At 40.2% G+C, this 26986-nt stretch carries 29 protein-coding genes and 2 pseudogenes; 8 read left to right on the forward strand and 23 right to left on the reverse strand.

The window, feature by feature from the left end; all coding sequences use genetic code 11:
- Nucleotides 1-1038: 1038 nt before the first annotated feature.
- Genes FZC79_RS00255 through FZC79_RS00270 form a run of 4 tightly spaced genes read right to left on the reverse strand, consistent with a single transcriptional unit; the run spans nt 1039 to nt 4798 of the window.
- The gene (locus FZC79_RS00255) at nt 1039-1557 is read right to left on the reverse strand and encodes an RNA polymerase sigma factor (protein ID WP_187442591.1); all 519 of its coding nucleotides are present in this window, start codon (nt 1555-1557) and stop codon (nt 1039-1041) included.
- A 26-nt stretch (nt 1558-1583) separates the two neighbouring features.
- The gene (locus FZC79_RS00260; protein WP_148944916.1) at nt 1584-3542 is read right to left on the reverse strand and encodes a DUF6449 domain-containing protein; all 1959 of its coding nucleotides are present in this window, start codon (nt 3540-3542) and stop codon (nt 1584-1586) included.
- Nucleotides 3514-4416, reverse strand: a complete 903-nt coding sequence (locus FZC79_RS00265; RefSeq protein WP_148944917.1) for an ABC transporter ATP-binding protein — start codon at nt 4414-4416, stop codon at nt 3514-3516. Before FZC79_RS00265 ends, FZC79_RS00260 begins: the two co-directional genes overlap by 29 nt.
- Entirely contained in the window at nt 4400-4798 is a 399-nt protein-coding gene (locus FZC79_RS00270; RefSeq protein ID WP_148944918.1) for a GntR family transcriptional regulator, read from the reverse strand. The genes FZC79_RS00265 and FZC79_RS00270 overlap by 17 nt, the downstream gene beginning before the upstream one ends.
- Nucleotides 4799-5197: 399 nt before the next feature.
- Between FZC79_RS00270 and FZC79_RS23510 the strand changes: the two are divergent.
- Nucleotides 5198-5800, forward strand: a pseudogene (locus tag FZC79_RS23510) (glycine betaine ABC transporter substrate-binding protein).
- Nucleotides 5801-6055: 255 nt separating this feature from the next.
- Here the strand turns inward: FZC79_RS23510 and FZC79_RS00280 are convergent.
- The 3 genes from FZC79_RS00280 to FZC79_RS00290 form a co-directional block, all read right to left on the reverse strand.
- Nucleotides 6056-7243: an alanyl-tRNA editing protein gene (locus tag FZC79_RS00280; RefSeq protein WP_252183209.1), complete on the reverse strand. Its 1188-nt coding sequence runs from the start codon at nt 7241-7243 to the stop codon at nt 6056-6058.
- Between the two features lie 10 nt (nt 7244-7253).
- Nucleotides 7254-7457, reverse strand: coding sequence for a hypothetical protein (locus tag FZC79_RS00285; RefSeq protein WP_148944920.1), 204 nt, complete (start codon nt 7455-7457; stop codon nt 7254-7256).
- A 127-nt stretch (nt 7458-7584) separates the two neighbouring features.
- On the reverse strand, nt 7585-8460 hold the full coding sequence (locus FZC79_RS00290; protein WP_148944921.1) for an SDR family oxidoreductase: 876 nt from the start codon (nt 8458-8460) through the stop codon (nt 7585-7587).
- A gap of 136 nt (nt 8461-8596) precedes the next feature.
- On the opposite strand from FZC79_RS00290, the gene FZC79_RS00295 reads away from it, so the two are divergent.
- The gene (locus FZC79_RS00295) at nt 8597-8989 is read left to right on the forward strand and encodes a hypothetical protein (RefSeq protein WP_148944922.1); all 393 of its coding nucleotides are present in this window, start codon (nt 8597-8599) and stop codon (nt 8987-8989) included.
- A gap of 506 nt (nt 8990-9495) precedes the next feature.
- Here FZC79_RS00295 and FZC79_RS00300 read toward each other — a convergent pair.
- Nucleotides 9496-9864, reverse strand: a complete 369-nt coding sequence (locus tag FZC79_RS00300) for a hypothetical protein (protein ID WP_148944923.1) — start codon at nt 9862-9864, stop codon at nt 9496-9498.
- Between the two features lie 390 nt (nt 9865-10254).
- Here FZC79_RS00300 and FZC79_RS22890 point away from each other — a divergent pair, with 390 nt between their 5' ends.
- Nucleotides 10255-10593: a hypothetical protein gene (locus FZC79_RS22890; RefSeq protein WP_187442625.1), complete on the forward strand. Its 339-nt coding sequence runs from the start codon at nt 10255-10257 to the stop codon at nt 10591-10593.
- Between the two features lie 107 nt (nt 10594-10700).
- Here FZC79_RS22890 and FZC79_RS00310 read toward each other — a convergent pair whose 3' ends face one another.
- The 5 genes from FZC79_RS00310 to FZC79_RS00330 all read right to left on the reverse strand — a co-directional run bounded on the left by FZC79_RS00310 (nt 10701) and on the right by FZC79_RS00330 (nt 15828).
- On the reverse strand, nt 10701-11819 hold the full coding sequence (locus FZC79_RS00310) for an NAD(P)/FAD-dependent oxidoreductase (protein WP_148944924.1): 1119 nt from the start codon (nt 11817-11819) through the stop codon (nt 10701-10703).
- A 281-nt stretch (nt 11820-12100) separates the two neighbouring features.
- The gene (locus tag FZC79_RS00315; protein WP_148944925.1) at nt 12101-12952 is read right to left on the reverse strand and encodes an STAS domain-containing protein; all 852 of its coding nucleotides are present in this window, start codon (nt 12950-12952) and stop codon (nt 12101-12103) included.
- Nucleotides 12953-13072: 120 nt separating this feature from the next.
- Nucleotides 13073-14407 (reverse strand): Na+/H+ antiporter NhaC family protein, encoded by a 1335-nt coding sequence (locus FZC79_RS00320; RefSeq protein WP_148944926.1) that lies wholly within the window; start codon nt 14405-14407, stop codon nt 13073-13075.
- A gap of 476 nt (nt 14408-14883) precedes the next feature.
- On the reverse strand, nt 14884-15603 hold the full coding sequence (locus tag FZC79_RS00325; RefSeq protein ID WP_148944927.1) for a hypothetical protein: 720 nt from the start codon (nt 15601-15603) through the stop codon (nt 14884-14886).
- Nucleotides 15604-15621: 18 nt separating this feature from the next.
- Complete coding sequence (locus tag FZC79_RS00330; RefSeq protein WP_148944928.1) at nt 15622-15828, reverse strand: YbxH family protein; 207 nt, start codon at nt 15826-15828, stop codon at nt 15622-15624.
- Between the two features lie 127 nt (nt 15829-15955).
- Between FZC79_RS00330 and FZC79_RS00335 the strand changes: the two genes are divergently transcribed.
- On the forward strand, nt 15956-16537 hold the full coding sequence (locus FZC79_RS00335; RefSeq protein ID WP_148944929.1) for an HD domain-containing protein: 582 nt from the start codon (nt 15956-15958) through the stop codon (nt 16535-16537).
- A gap of 97 nt (nt 16538-16634) precedes the next feature.
- Nucleotides 16635-17129 carry a DinB family protein gene (locus FZC79_RS00340; RefSeq protein WP_148944930.1) on the forward strand — a complete coding sequence of 165 codons (495 nt, stop codon included), beginning with the start codon at nt 16635-16637 and terminating at the stop codon, nt 17127-17129.
- Between the two features lie 23 nt (nt 17130-17152).
- Here the strand turns inward: FZC79_RS00340 and FZC79_RS00345 are convergent, their stop codons facing one another.
- From FZC79_RS00345 to FZC79_RS00350, 3 genes and pseudogenes are all read right to left on the reverse strand, one after another.
- On the reverse strand, nt 17153-17338 hold the full coding sequence (locus FZC79_RS00345) for a hypothetical protein (RefSeq protein ID WP_148944931.1): 186 nt from the start codon (nt 17336-17338) through the stop codon (nt 17153-17155).
- 37 nt (nt 17339-17375) lie between these two features.
- A pseudogene (locus FZC79_RS23935) lies at nt 17376-17603 on the reverse strand (hypothetical protein); the annotation flags it as partial.
- 12 nt (nt 17604-17615) lie between these two features.
- Nucleotides 17616-17840, reverse strand: a complete 225-nt coding sequence (locus tag FZC79_RS00350) for a hypothetical protein (protein ID WP_148944932.1) — start codon at nt 17838-17840, stop codon at nt 17616-17618.
- 292 nt (nt 17841-18132) lie between these two features.
- Between FZC79_RS00350 and FZC79_RS00355 the strand changes: the two genes are divergently transcribed.
- Entirely contained in the window at nt 18133-19149 is a 1017-nt protein-coding gene (locus FZC79_RS00355) for an NADP-dependent oxidoreductase (protein WP_397541122.1), read from the forward strand.
- A gap of 273 nt (nt 19150-19422) precedes the next feature.
- Here FZC79_RS00355 and FZC79_RS00360 read toward each other — a convergent pair whose 3' ends face one another.
- Genes FZC79_RS00360 through FZC79_RS00370 form a run of 3 tightly spaced genes read right to left on the reverse strand, consistent with a single transcriptional unit; the run spans nt 19423 to nt 20796 of the window.
- A complete protein-coding gene (locus FZC79_RS00360; RefSeq protein ID WP_148944934.1) occupies nt 19423-20220 on the reverse strand; it encodes a TerC family protein in 798 nt (265 codons plus the stop codon).
- 27 nt (nt 20221-20247) lie between these two features.
- A complete protein-coding gene (locus tag FZC79_RS00365) occupies nt 20248-20655 on the reverse strand; it encodes a sporulation protein (RefSeq protein WP_252183210.1) in 408 nt (135 codons plus the stop codon).
- An 18-nt stretch (nt 20656-20673) separates the two neighbouring features.
- Complete coding sequence (locus tag FZC79_RS00370; protein ID WP_148938977.1) at nt 20674-20796, reverse strand: FbpB family small basic protein; 123 nt, start codon at nt 20794-20796, stop codon at nt 20674-20676.
- 720 nt (nt 20797-21516) lie between these two features.
- Here FZC79_RS00370 and FZC79_RS00375 point away from each other — a divergent pair.
- Nucleotides 21517-23157, forward strand: coding sequence for a peptide ABC transporter substrate-binding protein (locus FZC79_RS00375; RefSeq protein ID WP_148944935.1), 1641 nt, complete (start codon nt 21517-21519; stop codon nt 23155-23157).
- A gap of 281 nt (nt 23158-23438) precedes the next feature.
- A complete protein-coding gene (locus FZC79_RS00380) occupies nt 23439-23936 on the forward strand; it encodes a hypothetical protein (RefSeq protein ID WP_148944936.1) in 498 nt (165 codons plus the stop codon).
- A gap of 224 nt (nt 23937-24160) precedes the next feature.
- Here the strand turns inward: FZC79_RS00380 and FZC79_RS00385 are convergent, their stop codons facing one another.
- The 4 genes from FZC79_RS00385 to FZC79_RS00400 form a co-directional block, all read right to left on the reverse strand.
- Nucleotides 24161-25333, reverse strand: coding sequence for an endonuclease (locus FZC79_RS00385; RefSeq protein WP_148944937.1), 1173 nt, complete (start codon nt 25331-25333; stop codon nt 24161-24163).
- A gap of 741 nt (nt 25334-26074) precedes the next feature.
- Nucleotides 26075-26200 (reverse strand): hypothetical protein, encoded by a 126-nt coding sequence (locus tag FZC79_RS23940; protein ID WP_353733598.1) that lies wholly within the window; start codon nt 26198-26200, stop codon nt 26075-26077.
- Nucleotides 26201-26209: 9 nt separating this feature from the next.
- Nucleotides 26210-26419: a hypothetical protein gene (locus FZC79_RS00395; RefSeq protein WP_148944939.1), complete on the reverse strand. Its 210-nt coding sequence runs from the start codon at nt 26417-26419 to the stop codon at nt 26210-26212.
- 81 nt (nt 26420-26500) lie between these two features.
- Nucleotides 26501-26869, reverse strand: a complete 369-nt coding sequence (locus FZC79_RS00400; RefSeq protein WP_148944940.1) for an IDEAL domain-containing protein — start codon at nt 26867-26869, stop codon at nt 26501-26503.
- Nucleotides 26870-26986 lie beyond the last annotated feature (117 nt).

Consider the following 26986-nt stretch of genomic DNA (forward strand, 5'->3'; position numbering starts at 1 on the left):
TTTTAACTGTATATTTTTTGGATGTTCAATCTAAACGGTTTACCTGAAAGAACCCCTCAAAGCCTTTAAGTGGGACACCTTAGTCTTCTGTGTTACCTGGAGACAAGACACTATTCGTCGAGTACAAACCTTAAAATAATACACCAAAAGGAGTATAGAATCGCATTGATTTCCCCACTCTTTTTTGGGTGATTTAACGGTATTCTTGCTGGTAAGTCTGTTCAATTAGTAATACAAAAAGCACCCTAAATAGAAAATGACAGGACTTTTTATTCTTCTAAATATCCCACACAATTTCCTATACACTTTCAATCCTATATTAATATGAAGGAAAGTTGTTAATTCTAAAAAACCCTAGCAAAGATTTGATTGGAACGGAAGGTGCGTGACCTCCTGCGGGACTAGCGTGACGTCTAGTTCCAGCACATAGCCCCTCGGGGTCAAATAACCCCAAGAGATAAAAAGGAAGACCGCCTTTTCTTCTCTTGAGAAAATTTGCCTGTCGGAGCTGACCAAGGCGCTTCCACTTTTGATGACAGGTGAGACCCCACAGGCGAATCTAGCTTCAGCGGCCAGCGACTAGCAGATTTAGGTCTCTCTCCTTGCTAATCTAGCTGCATGACCCCAACGGCTAGCGTACTTCCCTGCCTCCTCCTTGCGATAAGTCAACATCAAATCACTACGTTCGTTGTGTTTCCTTTATCTCATGCGGAGTCAGTCCAGTCCGTACGCCGCTGAGCGGGGCCATTTCACTTTATATAGATAAGTCATCATCGAATCGCTTAAGCTCTTCGTGATTCCTTTATCTCATACGAGAGCCCTAAAATCTGTACGTCGCTGAACGGCCGCTTCCGCTTTTTTATGAAGCCGAGGAGGCTCACCGCACGCCCCGCGGAGTCACCCACCTGGAGTGGAAATCAGTATACATTGTTTTCAGGTGTGAATCACTCAACCATTTCTTTGGCTAATTAAAAGTTTGTACTTCAAAACAGAATCCGTTACTAAAAAAGATCTTTCAGTAATTGTCTCTATAAATGTTCAGGCACTGTATTTTAATGTGTACATGTGTTTTAATTTCTTCCTTGCCCTAAAGAAGCGGGTCTTGACGGTGCTTTTCTTTAAATCAAGTTTTTTAGCTATTTCTTCCTCATTCATTCCGTGCTGTACACGGAGCATAAAAACTTCCTGCTGTGCCAGCGGCAGCTGTTTAATGTGTGTCTCGATGTCCTGCTTGAGTATCATTATATCGACTGACTCCTGCACACTCTCCCCTGCAGGCAATATCGAACCATTCAGCTCTATGGTAAATGGATCAAGTAATACTTCCCTCGCCCTGATTTCTTTTCGGAGAAAATCAATGCTGGTCCTGGTTGCAATAGCTGAGAGCCAGCTCCCTGCCTTTTCGTTCTCTGTAAGGGTATCAAGTTTTTTATAGGCTTTTAGAAAGGTTTCCTGCACAATATCTTCTGAAACGGTTTTATTTTTGGTGATCCGGAAAGCAATTTGGAAAACCAGCTTATAATAATTTTCATATAAATGGTTAAAGTTAATTTTCAAGAAACCCACCCCTGTCCACTAATCCTCTATCTTTCAAAATGATTTTTAACATACTCGGGCACTTTATCAGCGGAGGTAAACCCTTTAATATCAGGATAATCGTTTCCTTTAAAGTAGAAGGCAGCGACGTAATCACCCTCCGAGGTCCATGAAGTTAATTCCAATAATTCTTCAACTTTTTTATCCGAACCGATTTTAAGTGCTCTTCCTTCTTCCTCGAGTATTTCAAAGGACTGGTTAAAATCCAATTCCATTCCTGTTTCCGAACCAAGATCTTCTCGTTTGATGATAAGTACTTTTGAAATGTCATCCGTTGTGACTTGGACTTTCTCATACAGCCCCTGCTCAATAAGCCAATTTCTGAAGTTGGTATAAGTGGGCTTCCAAGGCACATACACTTTTTTGTCATCAGACAGCAGGAATTCGATACCGTAAAGAGAGTCCATACGATTCACCATGCTTTCGTAGGATTCTTCCTCTACCTCTTTTTTTAGAATTTGAGCGGCCTCTTTTAAAAGGGACTCGTCCGTAATAGTGACTTGCCTGTTATGCGGCCCTCTAGCTGTAATCGTTAATTTATCTGCTTTATTCTCATTCATTGAGAGAATTTCGCTATCTGACTTTTTAAATTCAAGAGATTCATATAGCGATTCAAAATACGTATCAAAGTGATCTCGATTTAATTGATACCCCCTGACCACTTTTTCTCCTGAATGTAATTCGTAAATAATAAAAACCCTTTCTGATCCATGACTATTTCGATTTTCAAGAATAGCCTGGTGAAGTCCCAAAACGATGTGAATATTCTTCTTCTCCGTTAGGTACCGGACAGGCTGCTCTTCGTATTCATCCATATAAGAATAAATATTTCCGCTGAAGAAGACTCTGTCTATCTCTTTTTCTTGCGGTATATAAGTCTCGTAGTTCTTAGAGCTAATTTGAAAAACCATGGCTGCCAATGCGATAAAAGCAGCGAAAATGATTAACCGTTTGAGCTTGAATGACATTCTCCATGTTTTCTGCAGAATCATCTCGGAAGTTAAAAATCCTATTGTGAAACCGGCTGCATAACCAAAAATCGTCCATCTTGAATCTGGCTGCATCGCTGTGAAGTAAGCGCCGGTAAGAAGCATAAAGCTGAAGATCAGTCCAAACTGAAAAACTGGCGTCAAAACCGGAAAAACTAAAGCTTGTGAAGCAGATTCGATGTTACGTTTCTTATATAGAAAAAAGGCCAAAATGAATAGAATGACACTGACCACTATGTATACAGCCGCCTCGCTGACGGTTAAGAAGGTTTCATCAAGCATCCCTGCTTTTATAATCGGAGAGAAATTTTCAGACTGTACGTTCATATAGTATTCCTCTGGAAAACCGAACAGGAAATTTTTTAGGTTTAAAACAACTAATATAAATATTCCTGATGGGAATAGAAGCAGTATATAAGTCAGTACTGCCTGGATTACTGAAAGGCCCGTTAACATGGCTACAGCAATCCCGCTAACATAAAAAATACTAGTGAACAAGATGGTAGTGAATGTCCATTTCCATATATCCTCATACTGAAAATGCTGTCCCAGGTCGACTGCCCCCGTCATGATACTCATGATGAGTCCAGTCAAGATTACCGGCAAAACCAGCATAGAAAGGCCAGCTGCTGAAAATTGCAGAAAAAGAGTCCCTCTTCTGACAGGAAGACTATGAATCAAGTCCGCCTGTTGTTTTACATGCAAAAAACGGAATAAAAAGACCGACAGCAAAACAGGTACCACCATAATCATCCCTGCTTGCAGAAAATAGTTCACACGAAACATTCTGCCGTAAGTTAAGAGGTAATGATAACTTTCTTCATTGGAAATCCGCATCCAAACATTTAGCGGAAGCGCAAAGACCAAACCTGCGAAATACAAGATTCCTATCCAGCCGGTATTCCTGCCAATCAGAAATAGGATTTCTTTATTTAACCAGGATGTTCTTGAGTGCATATCCGGCATCCCCCATTTCATGAATGAATATTTCCTCTAAAGTTAATGGAAGCATATCGAAAATAACAGGTTGGAAGCTGGTTACGACCTCTTCTATTTCTTTCTCAGCACCTTTTACAATGAAAGACAGAACACTTCCTCTTTTTTCTCTCTGTAAAACGTGCAGTTTATCAACCATTTCTTGCGGCGTGTCTCCTCGAAAAGCCACCTGGATTTTGTGAAACGCTGATTTTAATTCATCTAATTCCTTTTGTAATAACATTCTCCCTTGGTGAAGAATCCCCACATGATCACAAAGATCTTCAATTTCCTCAAGATTATGGGAGGAAATCAGAATAGTCATCTCCCTATAAGCTGCTTCTTCCATAAGGATGGATTTAATTTTCTTTCGAACTACTGGATCCAAGCCATCGACAGGCTCGTCCATGACTAACAAATCCGGTCGGCATGATAAGGCAATTAAGAAGGCAGCTTGACGCTGAACTCCCTTAGAAAATTTATGTAATTTGATCGTTGTGTCGATACCCAGAGCCATGCATAGTTCCAGGAATCTCTCTTCATCCCAGTTCATATAAATGGCCCTGTAAAAAGAAGCCATCTGCTTCAAAGTATATTGCGGGAAGAAGCCTGGTGTGTCGGCCAGAAAAAAAATCCTCTGTTTTATTTCAGGACTTTCAAACACCTGCTGTCCAAATATTTTGACCTCTCCCTTTTCCGGTTTATATATGCCTGCCAGTATCTTTAGAAGCGTTGTTTTCCCTGCTCCATTAGAACCCAGCAGTCCGTATACAGAACCTTTTTTGATTGAAAGGGAAACATCATGGACACTCTCTTTGCCTTCAAACTGCTTTGATATTTTATGAAGTTGTATCATCACTAAGCCCCCCTCCAGCACTTCCCTCTATTTCCTTAATCATGGAGATCAATTCATCACTAGTAATTCCGAGATAGATTCCTTCAGCTATCAGTTTCTGCAAATCAGCCCTGAGCTTATTTAGTTTATCGGCATTTCCAATTTGTGCAGCTTCATTCACAAAGCTGCCCCTTCCTTTAACGGAATAAATATATCCTTGTACTTCTAGTTCTCTGTAGGCTTTTTGAATAGTATTGGGATTGATTGTCAACTCTCCAGCAAGGGTTCTCACAGAGGGTAATTGCTCATTCTCAATCATTACTTCATTGATAATCAATACTTTAAACCTTTCAACAAGCTGTTCATAAATAGGCTTACGGCTTCTTAGATCAAGTTCGAACATTTATACCCTCCCTGCTGTATTAAGTGTACTACTATTGATAATACAGTTTAGTATACTCTAGAATTTTAAAAAAGAGAAGGACAATTTTTATTATCTGTACATCTTTGTTAAAACTAATCCGGCTAACCCTTACCTGACAAACGCCTTTTGATATCCGAAAATTACGTATAGATTTTTCAAACTCCCGCATTTTTTTCGATCACCATAATTTTCAAGATTGTTATTGATATTTTCAAGAATTTCTTTATTTTGTCTTTCAAACACGCAAGCACAAAAGATCATATTTCATGAATATATGTGGAAGGTTCTTCTTGAAGAAAAGAATTACGAAGTAGAATTAGAATTAAAATCCATGAAAAAGCTCCTGTTTGGCTTGGAATTACCAGGGATGAGCTCGATATTGCCCCGGAAGTCTGGCTTCCTCACACAGACAAACCATTAATGAATAAATACGAAGAAAACCTTGATATGCATGAAATATGGTATGAAAATACCGGACTTGGATTGGTAGTGCCTTCTTATATGGATGATATTTCAAGCATTGAAGAACTTAATGAGATAAAAGAAGAAATCGGCGGAAGAATCGTCGGTATCGATCCCGGAGCAAGCTTAACATCCATGACTCAGGATGCTATAGAAGAATATGGCCTTGAACTTGATCTGGTAACAAGCTCAGGACCAGCCATTATGGCAGAATTATCAAAAGCGTATAAGGATAAAGAACCTATAATGGTAACCCTTTGTATCCGCACTGGGCTTTTTCTTAATATGACCTGAAATATCTGGAAGATCCTAAAAAAGTTTATGGGATCCGGACTATAGACAAGAAAAGGCTTTGAAGAAGACCATCCAGAAGTAATCAAATGGATGAATAATTGGAAGATGGATGATGAAACACTCGGAAGTCTCATGGCGACAGTTAAAGAAACAGGTGACCCCGCTGAAGGTACAAAGGCATGGATCGATGAAAATCGTGATTTAGTGGATCAATGGCTTAAGTGACAGACAGAAATCATATCCATCAGCACTTCAGAAATATAGGGTCGTGTTTTTGACTGTCTACATGAAATAGAGCGAAATCTTATTAATACACATGCTAATCAGGCAGAAAACTTACTGTTTTCTGCCTTTAATCATTTTATCTCGGTTTTAGTCATTTACAGAACAGGAGATGATCATTGGGGCAATGAAGGTTCTTTTCCCTTAACTGTCTTCTCCCCGCGACTGCCTGTTAATTATCCCTATATTTCGATGCACTTATAATTTATCCAGTAACCGCTCCATGAGTTCCTCGCCATTTAATACAGCATTTCCCCCTCCTTGAGCTAAAGAAGGTCTGCCCCCGCCTTTTCCTTCAGTCAGCTGGACAGCATATGTCATCAGCTCTTTCATATTCTTATCAGCTTTTGCTGATCCAAACACAAATTGCAGCTTATCTCCATTTTCACTCACTAGCAAAACAACAGCCTCATTTGCCTGTAGAATGCCTTTAGCTAAATGCTGTAAATCCGCCATGGATCTTTGGCTGAAGATCTGTTTCACTACTTTCATCCCGTTTATATCCTCAAAGGAACGAGAGAGAATATCTGCTTCATAGTCAAGAATGGTCTTCCTTGCTTCAGCCAGCAGTTTTTCATTTCTATTTCCATTTTCGATTAATGTGCGTACAGCCTGAGACATTTGGGCAGGAGGTGCATTCAAAACACCTGTCAGTTCCTTTAATAATTCATTCTTCTGATGTAACTGGGAGGTGACACGCTTTCCGCAAACGAACGTCACTCTTATATTTTTTCTTTGTTTCTCCCAATCAAGGATTTTAATCAGCCCGGCCTGTCCTGTACTTTCTGGATGTGTACCTCCGCAGCCATTGTAATCAAACCCGGGAATGATGACCAGTCTGATGTCTTTCTCCACAGCAGGCGTTTTCCGAAGGGGATAGTGATCAAGTTCATTCTTCGATATCCATTTCGTATGTATTGGAACGTTCTCCATAATTTTTTGGTTCGCCAGGGCTTCGGCTTTCAGGCAATCTTCTTCAGATAATTCCTGAATGTTTAAGTCGATAGAACATGTTTCCTTTCCTAGATGAAAGCTGACTGTTTCATAGCCTGAACTTTCAGAGAATGCAGCTGACAGGATATGCTGACCTGAATGCTGCTGCATATGGTCAAAGCGCTTATCCCACTCTATCCTCCCCTCTATTTCATGAGAGGACTTCAGCGGCCTGTCCATGTAGTGCCGAATGACACCAGCTATTTCCTCAACTTCCACGACAGCATTATTATTAAGCGTGCCCGTATCAGATGGCTGCCCTCCTCCTGCCGGATAAAAAGCAGTCTCTTCCAAGATTGCGAACCACCTTCCATCCTCACTTTTTTCCTGTGAAATCAGCTTTGTCTTGAAATCGCGTAAATATGGATCCAGGTAATACAGTTTTTGTGTCAATTTTTTATAGTCACCTTCTTTGTTCAATATAGCCCGAGGGATCGGTCAACAGAGATATACTATCCATTATACCTACATATATGAGGAACAGTCCAAGCAGAATAAATCTGATTTTCACAATCTTGTTCTGCACATTATCTGCATCCTTGCCTTTAAGGCCCGCAAAAGCAAAAATCAAAAGAGCGAGACCTGCAAGCAGCGGCACTATAAACATGAGCTTTCCTCCTTCATTCCTTATCTGAACTGCGCGTTCATTAAAATACATCTTTGTTTTTACCTTTCCATTGAGTTGATGATTTAAACTAGAAAAGCACTCTCTTCAAAAAAGAGAGTGCCAATTGTTATCCGTTGACAATTGTGCCGCCGTTCACATGAATCATCTGTCCAGAAATATAGGATGCATCCTCGCTGGCAAGGAAGACATAGCTGCCTGCAAGTTCAGCCGGCTGTCCAGGACGCTTCATTGGAACAGGTACAGCATCTCCGCCGAATCCATCAACTGTCTCTTTTGAAAATGTTGACGGGATGAGCGGAGTCCATATTGGTCCTGGTGCGACCGCATTTACCCTGATTTTACGGTCAATCAATGACTGTGACAGCGATCTCGTAAATGTGGTGATCGCACCTTTAGTCGCAGAATAATCTATCAGCTGCGGCATGCCCTGATAAGCTGTAATGGATGAAGTATTGATTATTGAAGCTCCTTCTTTCATATGCTTTAGAGCTTCTTTCGTCAGATAAAACATAGAGAAGATATTGGTGCTGAATGTTTTTGTCAGCTGGTCTTTCGTAATGTCTTCTATTGAATCCTGCGGGTGCTGTTCCCCGGCATTGTTCACAAGAATATCTAATTTGCCGAATTCATCAATTGTCTTCTTTACCGCTTGCTGGCAGAATTCTTCGTCACCGACATCCCCAGGAATAAGCAGACACTTGCCGCCTTCTTTTTCAACATATTCTTTTGTTTCATTTGCATCACTGTCTTCTTCTAAATAAACGATGGCTACATCTGCACCTTCTTTAGCATAAGCAACAGCGACAGCTCTGCCGATACCGCTGTCACCACCTGTAATCAATGCAGTCTTTCCATTCAGTCTTTTGGATACACCTGCTAGATTTCCTGTAAAATCAGGTCTTGGGTCCATTTCAGATTCGATTCCAGGTTGATGGCTTTGTTCTTGTCCAGGTACTGATTCAGGTCTTTTTTTGTCTGTCATAATGTTATCCCTCCATAATTTTTGTATATGCTAACCTTTCCCTTTCACTTTTAAGGTAAACCTCATTTCACTACCCATATTTTGGACGGGATTGAAATTCCTTGAAGAGGGCACTATATTAAAAAGGAGGATTTTGATGAATGAATTTATAGAAAGAATTAAAACCTTTTCTAAACACCTGACTCATGATATTGAAGAAATGATTCATGATCATTCAAGTGAAAAAATACCATTTACTGATATGCCTGCCATAATTATAGAACATCCAAAAACAAAGCATACCTGCCAAAAACTCCTGGAGAATGTCTTCCATACATATGAACTCAATTTATTTCCTTACTTCCTTCAATTGGAAACAAAAGGGGAAAGAAGTGAGTTTATTTTGCAACTGACAATATCCTCACAAGAAAAGACGATTTACTCTTATAGATCCTATGAAGAGTCCGCGGCAAGACGAAAGCCTGTTTCTATTCCTGCACCTTTATGGGAAGAGTTAAAAGTCCCTTTCACCTCAGGAGTAGTTCATTAAGCAGCTGCCTTTTATTGCATAAACAGTTATTACAAGAGGATGCAAAACAAAAAACGCTTGGCTGTCCAAGCGTTTTTCTTCTGGTATCTTTTCCTGCCAGTATCACTTAATTGATTTATCCCTCTTAGGACTTTCCCCTACGCAAAAAAGTTTCTTTTCAATCCTCGTTTAAATTGTCTTCATTTTCCCATATATTACTTCTTCTAATTTTCATGAATGGACTTAAAAAAACCACTCTGCCTCTTCTCTTCCCTAGGTACATTCTGCTTTTCTGAGTAGAAGTGCAGAGCATTCCTTTATCCTTTATCGATACAGTCTTGGTAAGTCAGAATTTCGGATATTCATCTCATAGCAACATAGTTTGCGGGATGAGCATTCAAAAAGGTTGTGTTTTCCCTCCCCATTAACACCTATTCCTTATCTAGTTCCGGCACCTAATTCTTCTTGATCTTAGGAGGTAAACCATTGGATCTCCTTAAAGCAGCATTTCAAAAAAGCCTTTTTTCTTATTCCTTCAGCACACTTAAAGGGATATCAAATATCATCCAGAGCGTCATGATGATCGGTACCGTCAGAACCCAGGCTGTCAATGGTCTCTTATAATGAATAATCAACATAATAAACATCATTAAATTGAAAGCAATATCCCAGCCATAGTTCCAGCCTCTATGATAAGTTAAGCCGCCAAAATGGTTAGTGACAAATTCATTGGCCCCATAAATCGCTGTCCACAACAGCACCCTGAGGAATTGACTGTACAGCCCTTCCGGCAGCCTGCCAATAAAAATAGCTATCGTGACGGTGTATTGTATGGCCATTTTCAATAAAGCAATATACGTATGATTCAAGTTAAAAAAACGACCTACAGCATCCATGGGATGAAACATCCACAGAGAATGATTAAAAAGGAGGAACTGCGCCAACAAGTCACCTATGATTAAATAAAGTAAAGTGGGGTAATATTTCTCAAACTCCGACCATTCTCCAAATTTTATTCCTGCCAGAATGTATAAAAGTAAGATAACTATACTCATTACAAAACCTTCCAAATTTATATTTCCTTTAGTTTCAATCAAAACCACTCTTTTTATGTGCCCTAGCTGCAAAAGCGGAAGCGCCTCGATCAGCCCCGACAGGCAAATGTTCTCAAGAGAAAAAAGGCGGTCTTTCCTTTTATTCTCTTGAGGTTATTTGATTCCGAGGGGTTAGGCGCTGAAGCTGGATGTACCAAAAGCGGAAGCGCCTCGATCAACCCCGAAAGGCAAATGTTCTCAAGAGAAAAAAAGGCGGTCTTTCCTTTTATTCTCTTGAGGTTATTTGACCCCGAGGGGTTAGGCGCTGAAGCTGGATGTACCAAAAGCGGAAGCGCCTCGATCAGCCCCGAAAGGCAAATGTTCTCAAGAGAAAAAAAGGCGGTCTTTCCTTTTATTCTCTTGAGGTTATTTGACCCCGAGGGGTTAGGCGCTGAAGCTGGATGTACCAAAAGCGGATGCGCCTCGATTAACCCCGACAGGCAAATGTTCTCAAGAGAAAAAAAGGCGGTCTTTCCTTTTATTCTCTTGAGGTTATTTGACCCCGAGGGGTTAGGCGCTGAAGCTGGATGAGGATAACATAGTTAAACATTATTCATAAAGGGTGATTTAACAAATAAATTCCAGACAAAAAAAGAGAACGAAACTGTAAGCAGTTTCGTCCTCCCAACGATTTATTGTTAATCACCCATTGCTCCCTGAACAGGATAATCACATAAGTCCAATTCCGTCTCGATCCCCAATGCCAACCTAGCCAGTTCTGCCCCAAGGTAGGGGCCGCTGGTCAATCCCGAAGCCCCAAGCCCATTGGCTGTAAGTGCGCCTTCTATACCAGGGATTCTTCCAATAATAGGAAGGAATCCTGGGGTATACGGCCTGAAACCAACCCTTATTTCAATTATTTCGCCGTTGGATATACCTGGAGCAAACTTCATCGTCTTATCCAATATTTCATAAATTCCGCCAGCAGTTGGACGAACATCATAGCCAGTATTATCTTCATGGGTGGCACCCGCAACTATTCTGCCATCCTCAAAACTGAGCAGGTATTGGTTGTTGGGCGGCATGACAACAGGCCAATCTCCGGTCTGAAATTCTTTTATATGCATATGCAGTATCTGAGCTTTTTGAAAAGTTACTTGAAATGTGAGCCCTAAAGGTTTCAGAAGATCGGAACCCCATGCCCCTCCAGTCAGGACTACTTCATCTGCCAGGTATCGTTCTCCCTCCACAGCGGCACCATAAACTCTTTCCCCTTCAAAGAGCAGCGAAGCATGTCCCTGTACGAACCGTGCACCATGCTTTTTCGCCCCATTTAACAAGGCATTTCTGAGTGCCCTGCCATTGACTCGAGCACCGCCGCTTATGTAGACGGAACCGTATTCTTCCGATAAGAGAGGCAGCAGCTTTTGAGTATCCTCCTTGGACAAGATATGGATCTCCCCGATTTCAGGAGCTTCTTCCCGCCTTTTTTCTGCGCGTTCAGCCATCTTCTCTAATTTTCCCCTATCATAATGCAGGCTGATAGCTCCGACCTGCTTATAGCCGGTTTCTGTCTCGCCATCCTCTTCAAGCTGTCTAATAAGCGAAGGGTAATAACGGGCTCCACCTTTCACAAGCCTGTACCACGCTTTATTTCTCCGTTGTGATAACCATGGACAAACAATGCCTGCTGCAGCATCTGTAGCCTGTCCTTGTTGAGGCCTGTCGACAATAAGCACCTCCGCTCCTTGTTTAGCCAGATGATAGGCTGTGGACGCACCAAGTACTCCTCCGCCAATGATAATGACCTTCTTCATTTGAACACCACTCTTCACATTCTCTATTCATCGATTGTACTAAAGGCAGCCAAGATTCTCAACGTTTTAAAAAACCACTTGCGTGGATAATCAGTGAAGAGGATCAGCCCTTTAAGTTTCAGAATAGAATAGCTGCAAAATATCCCTTTCTGCACAAGCGAGGCACCTCATTAGTTTCAGTTATTACCATGAGAATCTTGCTGTAACAAGAACAAGAAGTACAGCACAGTATTGAAAAAGCCCGGAACAAGTTTTCAACCTGTCCCGGACTTCCATTATATTTATTTTGCGGATAGAGAACCCACATGTTTGGCAATTGAGTTGGAAAGAGTGGACTCAATTGAGATTCTATCCAAAGGTATACCGAGTTGAACAGCTGTCACAGCAATTTCCGGGCGAATACCAGAGAGTGTTGTTTTGACACCAATTAAATTCAAAGCATCAATCAACTGAAAAATTTCATGTGCAACCATCGTATCTATAATGACAACACCTGAAAGATCTATGAATAGTTGATCGACTTCTTTAGCGGTACATTGTTCAAGGGTATTTTCCAATATCACTTTAGCCCTTGCTGTATCAATATCTCCCACAAGCGGAAGCAAAGCCGTATCAGAACTGATTGAAATGATAGGTGAACTCAGCTCGTTAATCATTTCCTGCTGTGCTCTTAATTGTTTCAAGGAAGCATTGTGTGTTCCTTCGACAAACTGAAGCACAACGTAATCAAAAACATCCTGAATCAAATCTTTCCAATTATCAATTCTTTGCTGTTCAATTTTTTGATCATTTTCTTTTGCAAATCGATTGATATAAGAAAAGTATTGATCTCTCACTCTTAAAAATTCCCTGATTACATAATGAATCGGTGTTTCTATGTGCCCGCTATCATTCGCTATTCTGTGGATCCATTTGTTAAACTCATCAAAAAACGCATCTCTTTCTTCTAAAAAGATGTTTGCCATATGTAAGTAGAATTCATAGTTTTGCTGTTTCAATTTTCTAATAGAGTCCTGGTCTGTGGTCACATATATACCGGAGGAATTTTTTTTATTAATGGTTTGATACCATTCCTCACTCATTTCTTTTGTATGGTTCAGAAAAAACTTATGTAATTCCTTATTCAGATGCATTCACCCTTACTCCCTTCTGAAGCGTTTATCCTATAATATTAACCTAAGACCCATAAAAAAGATACAAATAATGCTTTCGCACCCCCGTTTAAAGGCATTTTAAGAAACGAAACAAAAGAATCAATTCGTAGATTTCGCTTCTAAATAATGTACAGTTCTGCTTTGTTTATACATGGATAGCAGCAAGGTCAATAAAGGAAGAATCCATAAAAAGACTGCATATGGAAGATAAGACAGGATCGGCACCCCTAAAATTGTGCTGCACATGATGGCCAGCACACTCCAAGGAATCATGCCTGGAAACAGCATAGTTGAATCTCCCATGGTTCTCGCCAATTCGGATTTATCATACTTTTCGTTCCAGTGGTGCAAGAAAGAGCGGCCTGTTAAAATGATTGGCAGTGTCTGATTCGCAGAAATCATTGAAATAATAAATGTCGCTATGATCGTTTTAATCGAATCGTTGAATAGTCCTTTGGAATTTCTCAGCCAGCGGTCAAGCAGAGGCTGAATAATCCGATATCCTTCTATGATTCCATTATAGGCACCCGCCAGCGCTAAGAATAGAAGCAGGAATAGCATACTTGAAAGGCCGCCTCCGATCCCTTCCACTCCATACCACAAGGCTTCAAGAATGAAGAAAATCCCCGCACCTTCCGCCAAACCTATGAGACAGGCAGACAAAACACTGCAGATGAATGCATACAGAATACGAACGCGAAGTACAACAAAAGCAACCAATATAAAGGGAGGCAGAAATTTAATAATAGAAAGGGTTTCCCGCTCGAAGGCTTCATTCGAAAAAACAGTTGTTCCATAGTGCCTTCCAGAGTCCATGAACATAAAAAAAATCAGGCACACACATATGGCAGTTATAGTGGTAGGAAGGAGCTTCTTAAACTGCTTCCCTGTCCTGACTTCCACTGTGTGTGATAAAAGCTGGTGTGAACTGGAGAAAGGAGAAGTCCTGTCCCCTACAAACGCTCCGGAAACCAATGCCCCTGCAGTTATGGCAGATGAAAGGTCAAGGGCAAGAGCACTGCTCATTAAAGGTATGCCGACAGCACTCAACGTTCCTACTGAAGTTCCGAGAATCATAGAAAAAACCAGACAAATTATAAAAGAAAGAACATAAAAGTGATCGGGAGTGACTAAAAACAACGCTATGGAAACAAGCTGTTGAATCACTCCGGAAATATACCAGGATGGAAGGAGAAAGCTGACCAGCAGCAAGATATAGATGACGCCTCTTGTCTTCTTTACTCCAGTCCACGATATTGTAAGCACTTCTTTTAAACGTGCCCCTTTTAAAAGAACCATTATTGTAAGAATAGAATAACCAGGCAAAAAACCAAAGAAAAGAGGGAATTCCAGACTGACTGAAACCAGAACCCCTGATAATGTAACTGCGATGATAGCGAGGACTTGCCTTATAGTAAAGTTCCAAGATTTCATGATTATCCACTCCTAACCTTCTAACCAAAAGTTTACTATAAATCGGATTTCTTAGGTGAATTATTTATAGAGATTCCTTTTCATTTATGGAGAATCAACTCAATCCAAAGGTGTATGGCTGCACAGGTTTAGAAAAAGGACTTATATAAATAGAATGTTTTGGTCTATATTATTGCTTTCGGAGTAATCCCATTAGTCGAAACCCAGATACAAAGGGTCTTCCTCTCCAATTGGTAGAGCAGCTCTTTTTTCTCTTGATTAGCAGGTTTTTTTGGTCTATTATGGCGCTGCCTTTCATAACATAGAACAGCCAAAATTTCCGAAAGAGCTTTAAAAAAGAAACCCGGGGAAACAGGAAAACGACCAGGGATTTCCCTCTGGTCGTATTTCAATGTCTCATATATCTTTTTTTTCGTTGATAGACTTGTGCTTATTGCTGAAATGGACCTACGCGAAAAGATAAAGGACCTGCCTCATCATTCAAAGTCGAATTCCTTCAGCTTATCGCTGTGGCTGGCGATCATTGCAATGATGGTATTGGCTTCTTCCTTACTGAAAATGAAATGAGATTCATCTTTTATCAGTTGATCATCAGCTGTTACAATTCTATTCAGCCTTCTTAATACACCATCACCTGTTTCATTTAGAATACCAAACTGATAGGTGACTTCCACTTCATCTCCGTGTATGAAAGCAGTGACCTCGGGAGTTTCCCATTCAACATCGACTTCTTCCAGAATATCTTCTTCTGCCTGCTCTTCATATTCATAATCATGGTCATCGACGACATAATGCACTGGCCCTTCTTCATCTTCATCATCCACAATATAATCAATATGATCATCATCGTATTCATCTGTTTCATCGTAAAAATCAATTTCTTCCATATTGAGATAATCATGAAGACTTTCATGGACGGCATCAATAAGGTCCTCAATATCAGGAAGAATGATTTTAAGACTTTGTCCATAATCAATATCATAGGATTCCATATAAAATTCTTCGTTATATGGATCAAATAGAAGAGAGCAAAAGTAGTCTCTTTCACCATCTTCTGTCTCAACATAGAATTCAATCCGCGGATGCTTTGCTCCGCGATCAATATTCATTTGCCCTGCTTTATCATATTTCTCACATATTGATTGAAGATGATCCTGAAGCTCACCACTGACTCTGTCGAACCACTCTATATTCATTGAAACTTCACCCCTTCTTTAAATATCATTGTTCTTACCTTGATGTGTATAACAATAATTGTTGACCAGCTCTTCAATTTGATCATGTTGCGGAAACTTCCCGTTGAACTCAAACCGGATTTCTTCCACAAAAGTGCCTTCCTTATACACATGGATGGCCCCTTTTTGAGCAGTCACACTGAATTCAGTCTCAAACACAAAGCCATTTGCATCAATTGCGCCCATATCCTGTCTCCTTAAATGGTTTCTCAATTTAGTATGATTAAAAATGTGAAAGAATAATCCCCGTTACGCCGAAATACTGTTTATGATAAAATTTCCATATAAATAAACTTTTTAAGGAGAACGGCCCATGAAAGAATGTTTTGATTTTTTATTAGAAATTGACAAGTTGAAAAGAGTGATCAGAAGAACTTATATTTCTGATGGAAGCAGAAATGAAAATACGGCCGAACACTCCTGGCATGTGGCGATGATGGCCATGACTCTTTGGGAACGGTATGAACATAAAGAAGAGGTTGATTTATTCAAAAGTGTTAAAATGCTGCTGCTTCATGATATTGTCGAGGTCGATGCAGGAGACACCTATGCATTCGACGAAGAAGGATATAAGGATAAGATACAGCGTGAAAAGCTTGCTGCCGACAGGCTTTATGGCTTGCTGCCAGAAGGAATAAAGGACGATTACAGAAAGACGTGGGAAGAATATGAAGAAGCACAGTCACCTGAAGCAACTTTTGCTCACATCATTGACCATATCCAGCCACTGATGCTCAATATCGCAACTTCCGGTGTTTCATGGAAAGAGCACGGAATCCGCTCTCAACAAGTATTGAAACGAAATGAATGGATACAGGAACTTTCCCCCTCGATCTACCGCCAAATTCAGGCATGGGTAGACACAGGAAAAGAAAATGGCTGGCTGAAGCCGTAAAAACGCCTGTACTCCCCCGCTTTAAAGCAAAAAAGGGATAGTCCCTCTCTATTCTGATAAAAGAGAAAAAATACATCACACAAGGGAGATGCCGGGAATGATGGACCCAAATACTGTAACAGATGCACTGAAAAGGTATAATGATTTCTTAGAAGGATTGGTCTATATAGATGAAAAACAAGCTGATCTTCCTTTAGCAAAAGGAAAGTGGTCCACCAAACAAGTCATCAGCCATATGTATGGATGGGATCTTTATCTTTTAGAAACAGTGCTGCCATCTGCCTTAATCAAAAAAGCTGTTTCCTTCCCTTCTCATAATGAATTCAATGCCCGGTCTCTTATAAGCACAGAAGCATTCACCATTAAAAAACTCATTGAGCAGTCTATTCATTTAAGAAACAGACTGCTCAATGAACTGAAAATGGAAAAATACACGCTAATACTGGATAAACCTTTGACGGTTAATGGCATATCTCATTGCCCGAATACCGGATCTCAATACACTCTCGCGTATTTGATGTATGAATTTGCTGATCATGACAATTATCACTCCAGGCAAATCATCGACTTTATGAAACTCCAGTCAAAGTAAAGAAACGCCGATTCCGGCGTTTCTTATTCGTTCCTATCATTGTTACCAGTTACATTTTTTAATGCTTTTGATGTTGTATCCACCGCTCCCATAGCTGCATTTTCAGTAGCCTCCAAAGCTTTATGCGTCGCATGGAATAGGGCACCTGCTCCATCTTTGATATTGTTCGTAATTGTATCTTTTTGGTTTTGTCTATTTTGATCAGACATGAAATCACCTCCTGAACGAGCTTAGGTTATGCTATAATCAGGAACTTATTCTCAGAAAAATTGCCAATTCAATTTTACAGGTGCTTCTCTGATAAAATTGACGTTCACCTTTAGGAAAATCATCGACTGTTCCAAAAACCTTGTATCCCTGACTTTTGTAAAATTCAGGAGCCTGACAACTGAACGTATCCTGGCTCACCAAACAGCACCCTTTTTCCTTCGCCAGGTTTTCAATTTTTATTAAAAGATCCTTTCCCAGCCCCGATCGCCTATACTTCTACATCACAAAAAATTCCGTAATCGAGTAATATAGTTTATTTCCTTGCTCTATTTTCCTGACAAAAGCTAACTCCGCATACTTATCCTCATACTTCAAAATAAAAGGGTGCTTGACTTTTTCTTCCCAATAATGGTCCAGGTAAGGATATTCACCAAACCTCCCATCCCCGACTATATCCGCCCCATTTAATTCTGAAAAGTCATTGAAGTAATATTGCATCATATATAAATAATGTCTCTCTCATTTTTACGGCTGCTTCCAACGTAAAATTCATTCTCTCCTCCTCTTTCATGTCTGCCTAATGGATCTCTTCTTGAGTGGATAGATTAATAACCATTCCGGAAATCTCAGCGTGAATAAAGGCATCTTGAAGGGCTTTAATTTGTTAATATCTTGAAAATTCCTTCTTTCGGTTCATTTTGAATAGCTAATGAGCAGTACCTTTCCAAAAGCAATGACTCTTATGCTACCTTTATTTAAGAAGATACTAATATGAATGAGGAGGAGTTTTATGATCCCCGAAAAAAGTAAACGTGTCAGCTTAGCCTCACGACCGCATGGGAAACCGGAAAGGAATGATTTTCAGTATGAGGAGGTACCTGTTCCTGAACCGGAAAATAACCAAGTACTCTTGAAAACGATCTATCTTTCAGTAGATCCATATATGAGAGGGAGGATGTCGAATGCAAAATCGTACGTTGAGCCCTTTCAATTGGGAGAACCTATTGAGGGAGGTGCCATCTCTCAGGTTGTCAAATCCAATTCAAGCCGATTTTCAGAAGGAGATTACGTAATCGGGATCCTTCCTTGGCAAGAATATTGTATCGCTTCAGAAAAAGAAGTACGAAAAGTGGATCCTTCTTTAGCCCCTTTATCTTCCTACCTTGGAATCCTTGGGATGACTGGTCTGACTGCTTATTTTGGCTTGACGGATATAGGTCAGCCTAAAGAAGGGGAAACTGTAGTCATTTCGGGTGCTGCCGGTGCAGTCGGCTCTGCTGCAGGACAAATCGCGAAGATAAAAGGCGCTTATGTAGTAGGGATTGCAGGGTCTGACGAAAAGGTTGAGTATTTAACTGAAAAGCTTGGATTCGATAAAGCTATCAACTATAAAACTTGCGGAAACATCAAGGACGCATTGAAGGAAGCCTGCCCAGATGGAATTGATGTTTATTTTGAAAATGTCGGCGGAGAAATCGGCGATGCTGCACTCAGCCTTCTCAATAAGTTTGCCCGTGTCCCTGTTTGCGGAGCTATTTCAGCTTATAACAGCACAGAAGGGGATATAGGAAATCGTGTCCAGACAGTCCTCATTAAGTCCAGCGCCTTAATGAAAGGATATGTAGTCAATGATTATGCAGACCGTTTTAAGGAAGGTGCTTCTCAATTAGGCAAATGGTTATCAGAAGGCAGACTTTCTTATGAAGAGACTATTACAGAAGGGTTTGACAATATACCTGAAGCCTTTCTCGGTTTGTTCCAAGGGAATAATCTGGGTAAACAGCTGGTTAAAGTCAGCGATACCGAGTAAGAGACAATATCTACTGACTGTTTGGATTGGCACCAGACTCTTAGTCAGATACTTTAAGACTTAGTTGAAACGGGTTTTTCGGTGATAGGTTGTATGAACTATTTCAGAATTTAGAAAGAGAATGGGCAATACTCCGCAAAGCAGCGTTCGCTCGGCTAAAGCTGCTTTGTCAACAGACCTTAACAAAGAAACCGTCTCACCTGCAACCTGCATAACCTATCAGCGTTCAGGGTACTAAAAGACCGGCATATTTACTATGCCGGTCTTCTCTTATTATCCTTCAACATCTATGCTGTTTTTCAAGTGAGTATTCTCTGCGGGCTCTTTTTCTTTAGAAAGAAACCATCCTCCTGCAGCGATAAGAAGCAGCACTGCATAGAAGGTTATTTTCCATTCTGGCGATTTAGCAAAACTCTCGCTCAGGACTCCTAATGCAGGATGTGATAGCGTGTATACCGATAACTTAACCCCAACCCAGCCAACAATCAAGAAAGCAGCGATTTCCAGCCCAGGTTTTCTTTGCAGCAATTTAACGAAGAATCCAGCAGCGAATCTCATAATGACCAAGCCTATTAATCCTCCTGCGAAGATGACGAGAAATTTACCTCCATCCAAACCACCTATCTGAGGCAGCGATGTATCTGGAAGTACTACAGCAAGGGCAACGGCTGCCAGTATCGAATCTACAGCAAAGGCTATGTCAGCAAGCTCCACTTTAAAGACAGTCGACCAGAACCCTGAAGGATTTTTTTCTTTTTTAAGATCTGTTCCCTCTTGCTTTTTTACGACGAGCTTCCTGAAAATATGATTAGCCGCAATAAATAGAAGATAAAGAGCCCCGATAGCCTGAACCTGCCATACATTCACAAGAAAGCTGATGGCGAATAGGGATCCGAACCTGAATACAAAGGCACCTGCCAGACCATAAAATAATGCCTTTTTCCTTTGCTCCTCAGGCAGATGCTTGACCATTATGGCCAACACTAAGGCATTGTCTGCTGCAAGAAGACCCTCAATTCCAATCAGCAGCAGCAGCACCCATAAATACTCCATTAATAAAGCCCATTCCATTTACTATCTCCTCCTCTATTCTTCAAGTCAGCCGCTCATTTGACTGACGGTAATAATATCCTGATCTTTACTTTCCATGCCTTTATTAAATGAAAGCCTTGTTCTGAACTGATAGACGATTGTGTTTGTTGAATGAGGCAGATTCTCCGGTATCTTGAAGGTGAAATTCCTCTCAGATTCCTCTTCAGCATTGATGACTGTAGAAGTTAAGATTGTTGTTGAATCGATCAGGCTTTCTGTCTTGGCAACCTTGTCAATCCTGATCAATTCACAATCTATTCTGTTTATCCTCTGGTCCACCGTACCTCCTTCGATTTGGAACACTCCTTTAACGGTTTCCCCGGAACAATAGTTTTCTTTAGGCAGCTGCAGGTCAATCTTTGCAGCACCGACACCCATAAGAGACATATATTTTCTTAACAGCAATCCTTTCACCTCCATAGAATCCTGAATCTAATTCTTCATATATTTTTCTTCCAAACGCAATTCAATCTTTTCGATCTTCACCTTATCTTTTAGAAGCTCTTCCTTATTTATTTTCACAAGTTCATCTATTGTCAGTTGACCTTTTTTCATAAAGCTCCCTCCCTTCCTGCTTTAGTCGCAAATGTATCTCCTAAGACTTTTTTTCAACAAAAAAAGCCTTTACCAACAGTGTGGTAAAGGCTTTATAAACATAAATAAAGACCTGTACCAACGAGGTAAAGGTCTTGCTAACAACATTTCTGCTGCCAACAAAGCCGAGAGTTTTCACTCTGAAATGACGACTTTGCTGTAAAAGCTACTCCCCTTTAAGGAGAAACTATTCAACTTGTAATCTAACTATATAACATTCACAAGAGTCTGTCAATTAGTTATAAGCTCATTTTTTATATAAGGGGTAGAATCTGTTCATTCTAACGGGGAGTAGAGTCAGCTATCGCCGGCTTTATTTGACCTAAAGATATAGCACGGTATCCGCCTGATGCAAAAGCAAAAGCTTTTTTTCCCTTTCATCCTCATAAATCGTCGTTTTCTAATTCAATAATTTTAATCATTTCATTGGGCAAATGCATAAATATGTGCATTCCGGGCAAACTTTTTTTAACCCTTTCTCACAGTCTTGTCCCTATATTGAAATAGTAATTAAATTTAGTAAATCTTCAAAATATTGTCCATTTTAACACACTTAGCAATAAAACAATTATTTCAATATAAGGTTTAATTGTTGCATTTGTGAAAATCTTTGATTAACATTGAAACTGGTCCCTAAGAAAGGGGATACATAAAATAAAACAGATAGGTGGTTACGTTTACATGAAGAAACAGTCCATAATATTACTGTCTATCCTGCTTGTTTTAAGTGCTTTTCTAACAGCATGCGGCGGCGGTAATAACAACGACAATGGTACTGCCGATACTGGCGGCGGTAAAGATGAGCAAGTTCTGAACTTGCTGGAAAGCTCAGAAATTCCTTCCCTGGATTCTACACTTGGAACAGATTCAGTTTCATTTAACGTTATGAATAATGTATTTGAAGGTCTTTACCGATTAGGTGAAGATGATGAACCTGTGTTAGGTATGGCTGCTGAAGAACCTGAAGTTTCCGAAGATGGCAAGACATACACGTTCAAATTACGTGATGCGAAATGGTCTAACGGTGAGGCTGTCACAGCTCAGGATTTTGAATATGCTTGGAAAAAAGCACTAAATCCTGATACTGGATCAGAATATGCGTATATCATGTTTGACATTAAGAATGCTGAGAAAGTTAACAATGGTGAGCTTCCTCTTGATGAAGCAGGAATCACGGCAATTGATGATAAAACACTTCAAGTGGAATTGGAAACAATTGTCCCTTACTTTAAATCGCTGCTGACATTCGCAACGTTCCTTCCTCAGAATCAAGCATTTGTAGAAGAGCAAGGAGATCAGTATGGCCTTGAGTTTGAAAATGCCATCTACAATGGTCCTTTTGTTTTATCTGATTGGAAACATGAACAAAGCTTCCAAATGAAGAAAAATGCTGACTACTGGGAAGCAGATGTTGTAAAACTTGAAGAAATTAACTTTAACATTGTTAAAGATACTTCTACACGAGTGAATCTATATGAAACAAACGAGACGGACGTTGCCGTATTGTCTGAACAATATGTAGATTCATACCAAGAAGATCCAAACTTCAATACACAGCTTCGTACTTCTACTTTCTTCCTTCGCCTTAACCAGGAAAATGAAGTACTTTCTAATAAGAATGCCCGAAAAGCATTCGACATGGCTTGGGATAAAGAAGGTCTAGTACAAGTCCTTCTAAATGATGGATCCATTCCTGCCTACTACCTGGTTCCAGATGACTTCGTAACCGGACCTGACGGCGATGATTTCCGTGACACTAACGGGCAACTTGGGGAATTTAACCCTGAAGAAGCTGCTAAACTTTGGAATACAGCTAAAGATGAACTAAGTATCGAAACAGCTGAACTTGAACTGTTGAACTATGACAGTGAAAATTCCCGTAAAGTCGGTGAATACTTGAAAGAGCAGCTTGAAGGTACTTTAGAAGGTCTTTCTATCACTATTTCTCAACAGCCATTCAAGCAAAAGCTGGAAGTTGAGCAAAGAGGAGACTATGACTTCTCCTATGCTGGCTGGGGCCCGGATTATCCAGATCCAATGACTTTCCTGGATATGTTCGTAACGGGAAGCTCTAATAACCAAACAGGCTTCTCTAATGAGAAGTACGATCAATTAATTAACGATGCTCAAACAACTCTTCTTGAAGACCCGGAAAAACGCTGGGAAGCTTTACTGGAGGCAGAACAAATTCTTATGGAAGAGCAGGCTATCAGCCCAATGTTCCAAGATGGTTCTGCATACCTGCAAAGAGAGTATGTTAAAGACTTGTATCGTCATTCATTTGGTGCTGACTACTCTTATAAGTGGACTCACATCGAATAATAATACACCAAAAGGAGACCGGGTACCGGTCTCCTTTCAGCTTGCAGTTGAACTGCAAGCTTTTTTTCTGTTTAACGTTCCCATTTCTGACACATATGCGGTCACATTATGTATAGACCCTAATTCACTTTCAGTATATTATGTAAAAAAATAGTGATTATTTTTCAACCTTTTATGTTTTTTCAAGGTTTATTGGGTTATGGTACAATATAAACCTTTTTGATCACTGCATTAATACATCAATATGCCACGGATATCTTCTTAACAAAGGTGTGACTAAAGTGCGGGTCGTCAAAGTTTATTTCCCTAATACGAAAGGTGTCATCACACTGATGGCCATCGGCTACGTAATCCTCTTGGCCGGCGGCAGTGCCTTAAGCTTTATACTTAATGAAACCCTGGTTCAATGGACTTTTTTTCTGATGCAGAGCCTTCTTTATATAGTGGTATGTTCACTTATTTATCTTTCCATAAAAAGCCAGCGAGTCATCGTTACAGAGAAATATTTCGTCCTTAAAGTAATAGGGATCACACGGCATAAAATTGACTTTGATCACATCCGTGAAGTTCGAAAAGGAAAAATGAGCGGATCTCCTATAATGGAGATCCATGCAAAAAAGGGCAGCTATTCAAAAGTATGTCCAGTTCCGTTCCTCCCTTTTTCTGAAGCTTGGGATGAGCTTCTTTTGACGATCGAAAGGAAATGCGGCAGTGACGTAATCGGAAGTATGGACTTGAAAAGAAGAAAAGGAGAAATTCGATCATGGAAAGAAACCTAATAAATTCATAGTAAAAGGACAGCAGTTACAGCTGTCCTTTTTTTAATGGTTGTGGTTGTAAGGGGTTTTGAATCCAGCTACAGCGCCCGACGGTCCGAACCCACTGGAACGGACTTAGTCCCTCGGGGTCAATTAACCCTTGGTGAATAAAAGGAAAACCACCTTTTTATAGAAAAATTTACCTGTTGGGACTATACAGGGTGCTTTCGCTTTCTATGTTTTATTCACCATATCATTTCTGCCCATTCAGGATGATCGATGAAAGGATTCCTGTTACCTTGATATTCTTCATAAATTAAGTTATTTCTTTTCCTTTCCCTTTCATCTACAGGATCCATACTGTGCCATTCCAATAAAACAGAAACCTTTCCATGAAAAGGATTAGACCCATTCTCGACTTTGTCATTCAACTCTAAATCCAGTTCGCCGTCATCTCCCTCGTACCTCAGAGCCATGTAAAATAACATGCGGGCTGTATCCCCTTTTACTTCATCCCTTGGTTCCCAGGAATCATTGTCAGAGAAATTACCTTCTGCTTCTTTATGAGGACTTCCCCCATTGTCAAAATCAAGATTGCTTCTCGAAGAATTGACGGTCGTGTCAGTCGGGCGCAAATGATGCAGATCAGTTCCCGCTCCTTTAGCAGTCCCAAATCTTCCATGAGACTTTGCCCACACGTGTTCCCGGTTCCACTCATCGGCACCTCCGCCATTCAAGAATTTTGATTGGGAGCGTCCTGTGTAAAATAATAGTACATTTTCTGAGTTGTTAGGATCTTCGTCAGTTTTCCTCAAGGCATCCCAGACTTCATCATAGGAAAGTGTCCTGTGGTCGTCTATAATCTCATGGAGCACATCCTTCAACTCTTCCCCTGTCTTCCCAGATGCCGATTCATAATAGGAATCATTAATTTCAGGCGGGTCAGCCGTCTCTTCTTCATCATTTCCTCTTTCAGGATTTTCTTCAGTTGATGTTAATTCAATGGAAGAAATGGTTTTCAGGCCTGGATGGGCGAAATAGCTTTCACGCTGCCCGGTCACTGTGATCTTTTTACCCACTAAAGAAGGGTTACTCTGTAAGCCGAAGGATTCCCGGAATTCAGCCGTGATTTGCACAAAAATCATGTTCCGCGGATCCTTCTCTTCCTTATCATCAGCAATAGCCACTGCGTAATCGTTTGAAAACCCCTCTCCCATGACAGTGCTATCAGAAACCGGCTGTCCTATGATGTACCCTTGAGCTGTAACTTCTTTTCCTTCTTCTTTGGCTATTGTTTCTTCTATTGTCAGCAAAGAATCTTGAGTAGTCTTAAATGATTGATTTTCGGTAAGGCTGCACCCTCCTATTAAAAAGGACAAAAAGACCATTGCGATTCCAATATATTTATTCCTAACCATTGTCATTTCTCTCCTATCCGGCAGTTTGAAGGTAAAGCAGCTCCTCGCCGACTCTCATTAAGCTTACTATAAGATGCATTATAATAGTAATCCGCCAGAAAGAATGGTGCTTTAGATGTACTTAAATGAATCTAATGTAAAAAGGATGTCCCTTTCTTAAAAGTTGTTTTCGCATTTCTTTTTGCTTTCTGATATCCCGGCTACCAAGATTTTTCTCTCTGACCAGGGAGATCATCACTTTTCTTTCTTGCTTATCAGGTTATTTCCGCTCATTTATGGCAGAAATTTTCGAATATCATATAGAGTAGCAAATAGTTTTAACGAAAAGAGTCTGTAATTAAGACTTTTTTCACTGTAAAATTCTTATGAGAAATAAGCTGAGTATTGCCTCTTATTATATATCCAAATGAGAAAGAATAACTTCCCTTATTCACCTAATAGATAGGAGGATGGTTCAATATTCCAAACTAAAGCAGAAAATTTCCGCTTATTTAGGTTATATATGGTTTCTCATTAGGATAGTTTATGTCAATTACAGAAATCCTTCTACATTGGCAGAAGGAAATAATCGGTAGACCATTTTTACCCTATTATAAAGAGGGTTAACCTAATACCAAGCTATAAGTTCCACGGGGTCCAGGATTAGCAAGCGGTTTTAAGACCATTAAAAAGAGCAGCCCGGCAAACACCGGACCGCTCTTTCCTGCTATTTATAAGCAGAGTTCCATGCTCTTAATTCCTCTAAACCTTTAACACTTCCGCCATTCTTTTTGCAAAGGATTCAGGCTTTTCAACTGACTGTACGTGTAAGTATTTGATGGCAGACTCTGCAAACATCCAATAATCATGAAGAGCCGATCTCGGGATATCATTCTTTCATAAAGCTAAAGTAAACCCGGGGACTTCATCAGGAAGCAATACAATTTCGCTATGATTGAGAGCTGTTCCAACATCATGAAAGGCTTCAAAATAAATTTTGTAATCTGTATCACTTTTAACTGGCCTGCCTTGCACCCTAACTTCAATATCCCCTGGTTTTTCCTGCTTAATCAGCCCTTCCTTGGCTGCCTCTTCTGCACCTAACATTTCTACTATTGTACTGCAATCTTTTCCAGGTCTTTCACTTTAACAGTCCTGTTCTTTCTTGATATGTTTCATCCATAAGAGTTAACGCTCAATTGAAAATTCAATAAATTCCTGAGAAATGTTATTGGCAGTATTCCGGTTGAATTTATTCAGGGCGCTTGTCAGCTCTAAGAACCATTCCTTGTCATTGGTTTCCAGCGCTATATCGATTAAAAAGTGAAGCTGTGGTTCTGTTAGCGTACTCGTGGGCTTCATCTTTTCCATGAGACTGTCATCCATATTGAGTGTATATCCAATCAAGTCTTTGTCATCACTGTCAATCACTCTGATTTTGAACAATGGATCGATGGGATCGATGTTCTCCATATACCCTTGGATCAAAGCCCCATTCTTTGCAAAACCTCTAACCCAATCACCTACGTTCACTTTGTCTCGTTTAATGTTAGTCATTCCAATACACCGCCTTAATTATTTTGGGTCAACCAGATTCAAATGATTATTTTTTTGGTTTCGTATTTTTATTATCTTAATTGCTAATTATCCTTTTCTGAAGGAAGTCAAACATCT

The sequence above is a fragment of the Rossellomorea vietnamensis genome, from assembly GCF_008180615.1.
GTDB classification, from domain to species: Bacteria; Bacillota; Bacilli; order Bacillales; family Bacillaceae_B; genus Rossellomorea; species Rossellomorea vietnamensis_D.

Bases quoted from the DNA above. Each gene is read 5' to 3' on its own strand.
- FZC79_RS00265 (WP_148944917.1), bottom strand. From the start codon at position 4,416: ATGATACAACTTCATAAAATATCAAAGCAGTTTGAAGGCAAAGAGAGT.
- FZC79_RS00330 (WP_148944928.1), bottom strand. From the start codon at position 15,828: ATGGGCGCAATTGATGCAAATGGCTTTGTGTTTGAGACTGAATTCAGT.
- FZC79_RS00345 (WP_148944931.1), bottom strand. From the start codon at position 17,338: ATGTCTGATCAAAATAGACAAAACCAAAAAGATACAATTACGAACAAT.
- FZC79_RS00385 (WP_148944937.1), bottom strand. From the start codon at position 25,333: ATGGTTAGGAATAAATATATTGGAATCGCAATGGTCTTTTTGTCCTTT.
- FZC79_RS00335 (WP_148944929.1), top strand. From the start codon at position 15,956: ATGAAAGAATGTTTTGATTTTTTATTAGAAATTGACAAGTTGAAAAGA.
- FZC79_RS22890 (WP_187442625.1), top strand. From the start codon at position 10,255: ATGTTCTCAAGAGAAAAAAAGGCGGTCTTTCCTTTTATTCTCTTGAGG.
- FZC79_RS00375 (WP_148944935.1), top strand. From the start codon at position 21,517: ATGAAGAAACAGTCCATAATATTACTGTCTATCCTGCTTGTTTTAAGT.
- FZC79_RS00360 (WP_148944934.1), bottom strand. From the start codon at position 20,220: ATGGAATGGGCTTTATTAATGGAGTATTTATGGGTGCTGCTGCTGCTG.
- FZC79_RS00290 (WP_148944921.1), bottom strand. From the start codon at position 8,460: ATGACAGACAAAAAAAGACCTGAATCAGTACCTGGACAAGAACAAAGC.
- FZC79_RS00400 (WP_148944940.1), bottom strand. From the start codon at position 26,869: ATGACTAACATTAAACGAGACAAAGTGAACGTAGGTGATTGGGTTAGA.
- FZC79_RS00370 (WP_148938977.1), bottom strand. From the start codon at position 20,796: ATGAAAAAAGGTCAACTGACAATAGATGAACTTGTGAAAATAAATAAG.
- FZC79_RS00395 (WP_148944939.1), bottom strand. From the start codon at position 26,419: ATGTTAGGTGCAGAAGAGGCAGCCAAGGAAGGGCTGATTAAGCAGGAA.
- FZC79_RS00310 (WP_148944924.1), bottom strand. From the start codon at position 11,819: ATGAAGAAGGTCATTATCATTGGCGGAGGAGTACTTGGTGCGTCCACA.
- FZC79_RS00270 (WP_148944918.1), bottom strand. From the start codon at position 4,798: ATGTTCGAACTTGATCTAAGAAGCCGTAAGCCTATTTATGAACAGCTT.
- FZC79_RS00325 (WP_148944927.1), bottom strand. From the start codon at position 15,603: ATGAATATAGAGTGGTTCGACAGAGTCAGTGGTGAGCTTCAGGATCAT.
- FZC79_RS00315 (WP_148944925.1), bottom strand. From the start codon at position 12,952: ATGCATCTGAATAAGGAATTACATAAGTTTTTTCTGAACCATACAAAA.
- FZC79_RS00320 (WP_148944926.1), bottom strand. From the start codon at position 14,407: ATGAAATCTTGGAACTTTACTATAAGGCAAGTCCTCGCTATCATCGCA.
- FZC79_RS00285 (WP_148944920.1), bottom strand. From the start codon at position 7,457: ATGTTTATAGTGCCGCTGCTTGCAGGTCTCGCTCTTTTGATTTTTGCT.
- FZC79_RS00295 (WP_148944922.1), top strand. From the start codon at position 8,597: ATGAATGAATTTATAGAAAGAATTAAAACCTTTTCTAAACACCTGACT.
- FZC79_RS00340 (WP_148944930.1), top strand. From the start codon at position 16,635: ATGATGGACCCAAATACTGTAACAGATGCACTGAAAAGGTATAATGAT.
- FZC79_RS00260 (WP_148944916.1), bottom strand. From the start codon at position 3,542: ATGCACTCAAGAACATCCTGGTTAAATAAAGAAATCCTATTTCTGATT.
- FZC79_RS00350 (WP_148944932.1), bottom strand. From the start codon at position 17,840: ATGATGCAATATTACTTCAATGACTTTTCAGAATTAAATGGGGCGGAT.
- FZC79_RS00300 (WP_148944923.1), bottom strand. From the start codon at position 9,864: ATGGATGCTGTAGGTCGTTTTTTTAACTTGAATCATACGTATATTGCT.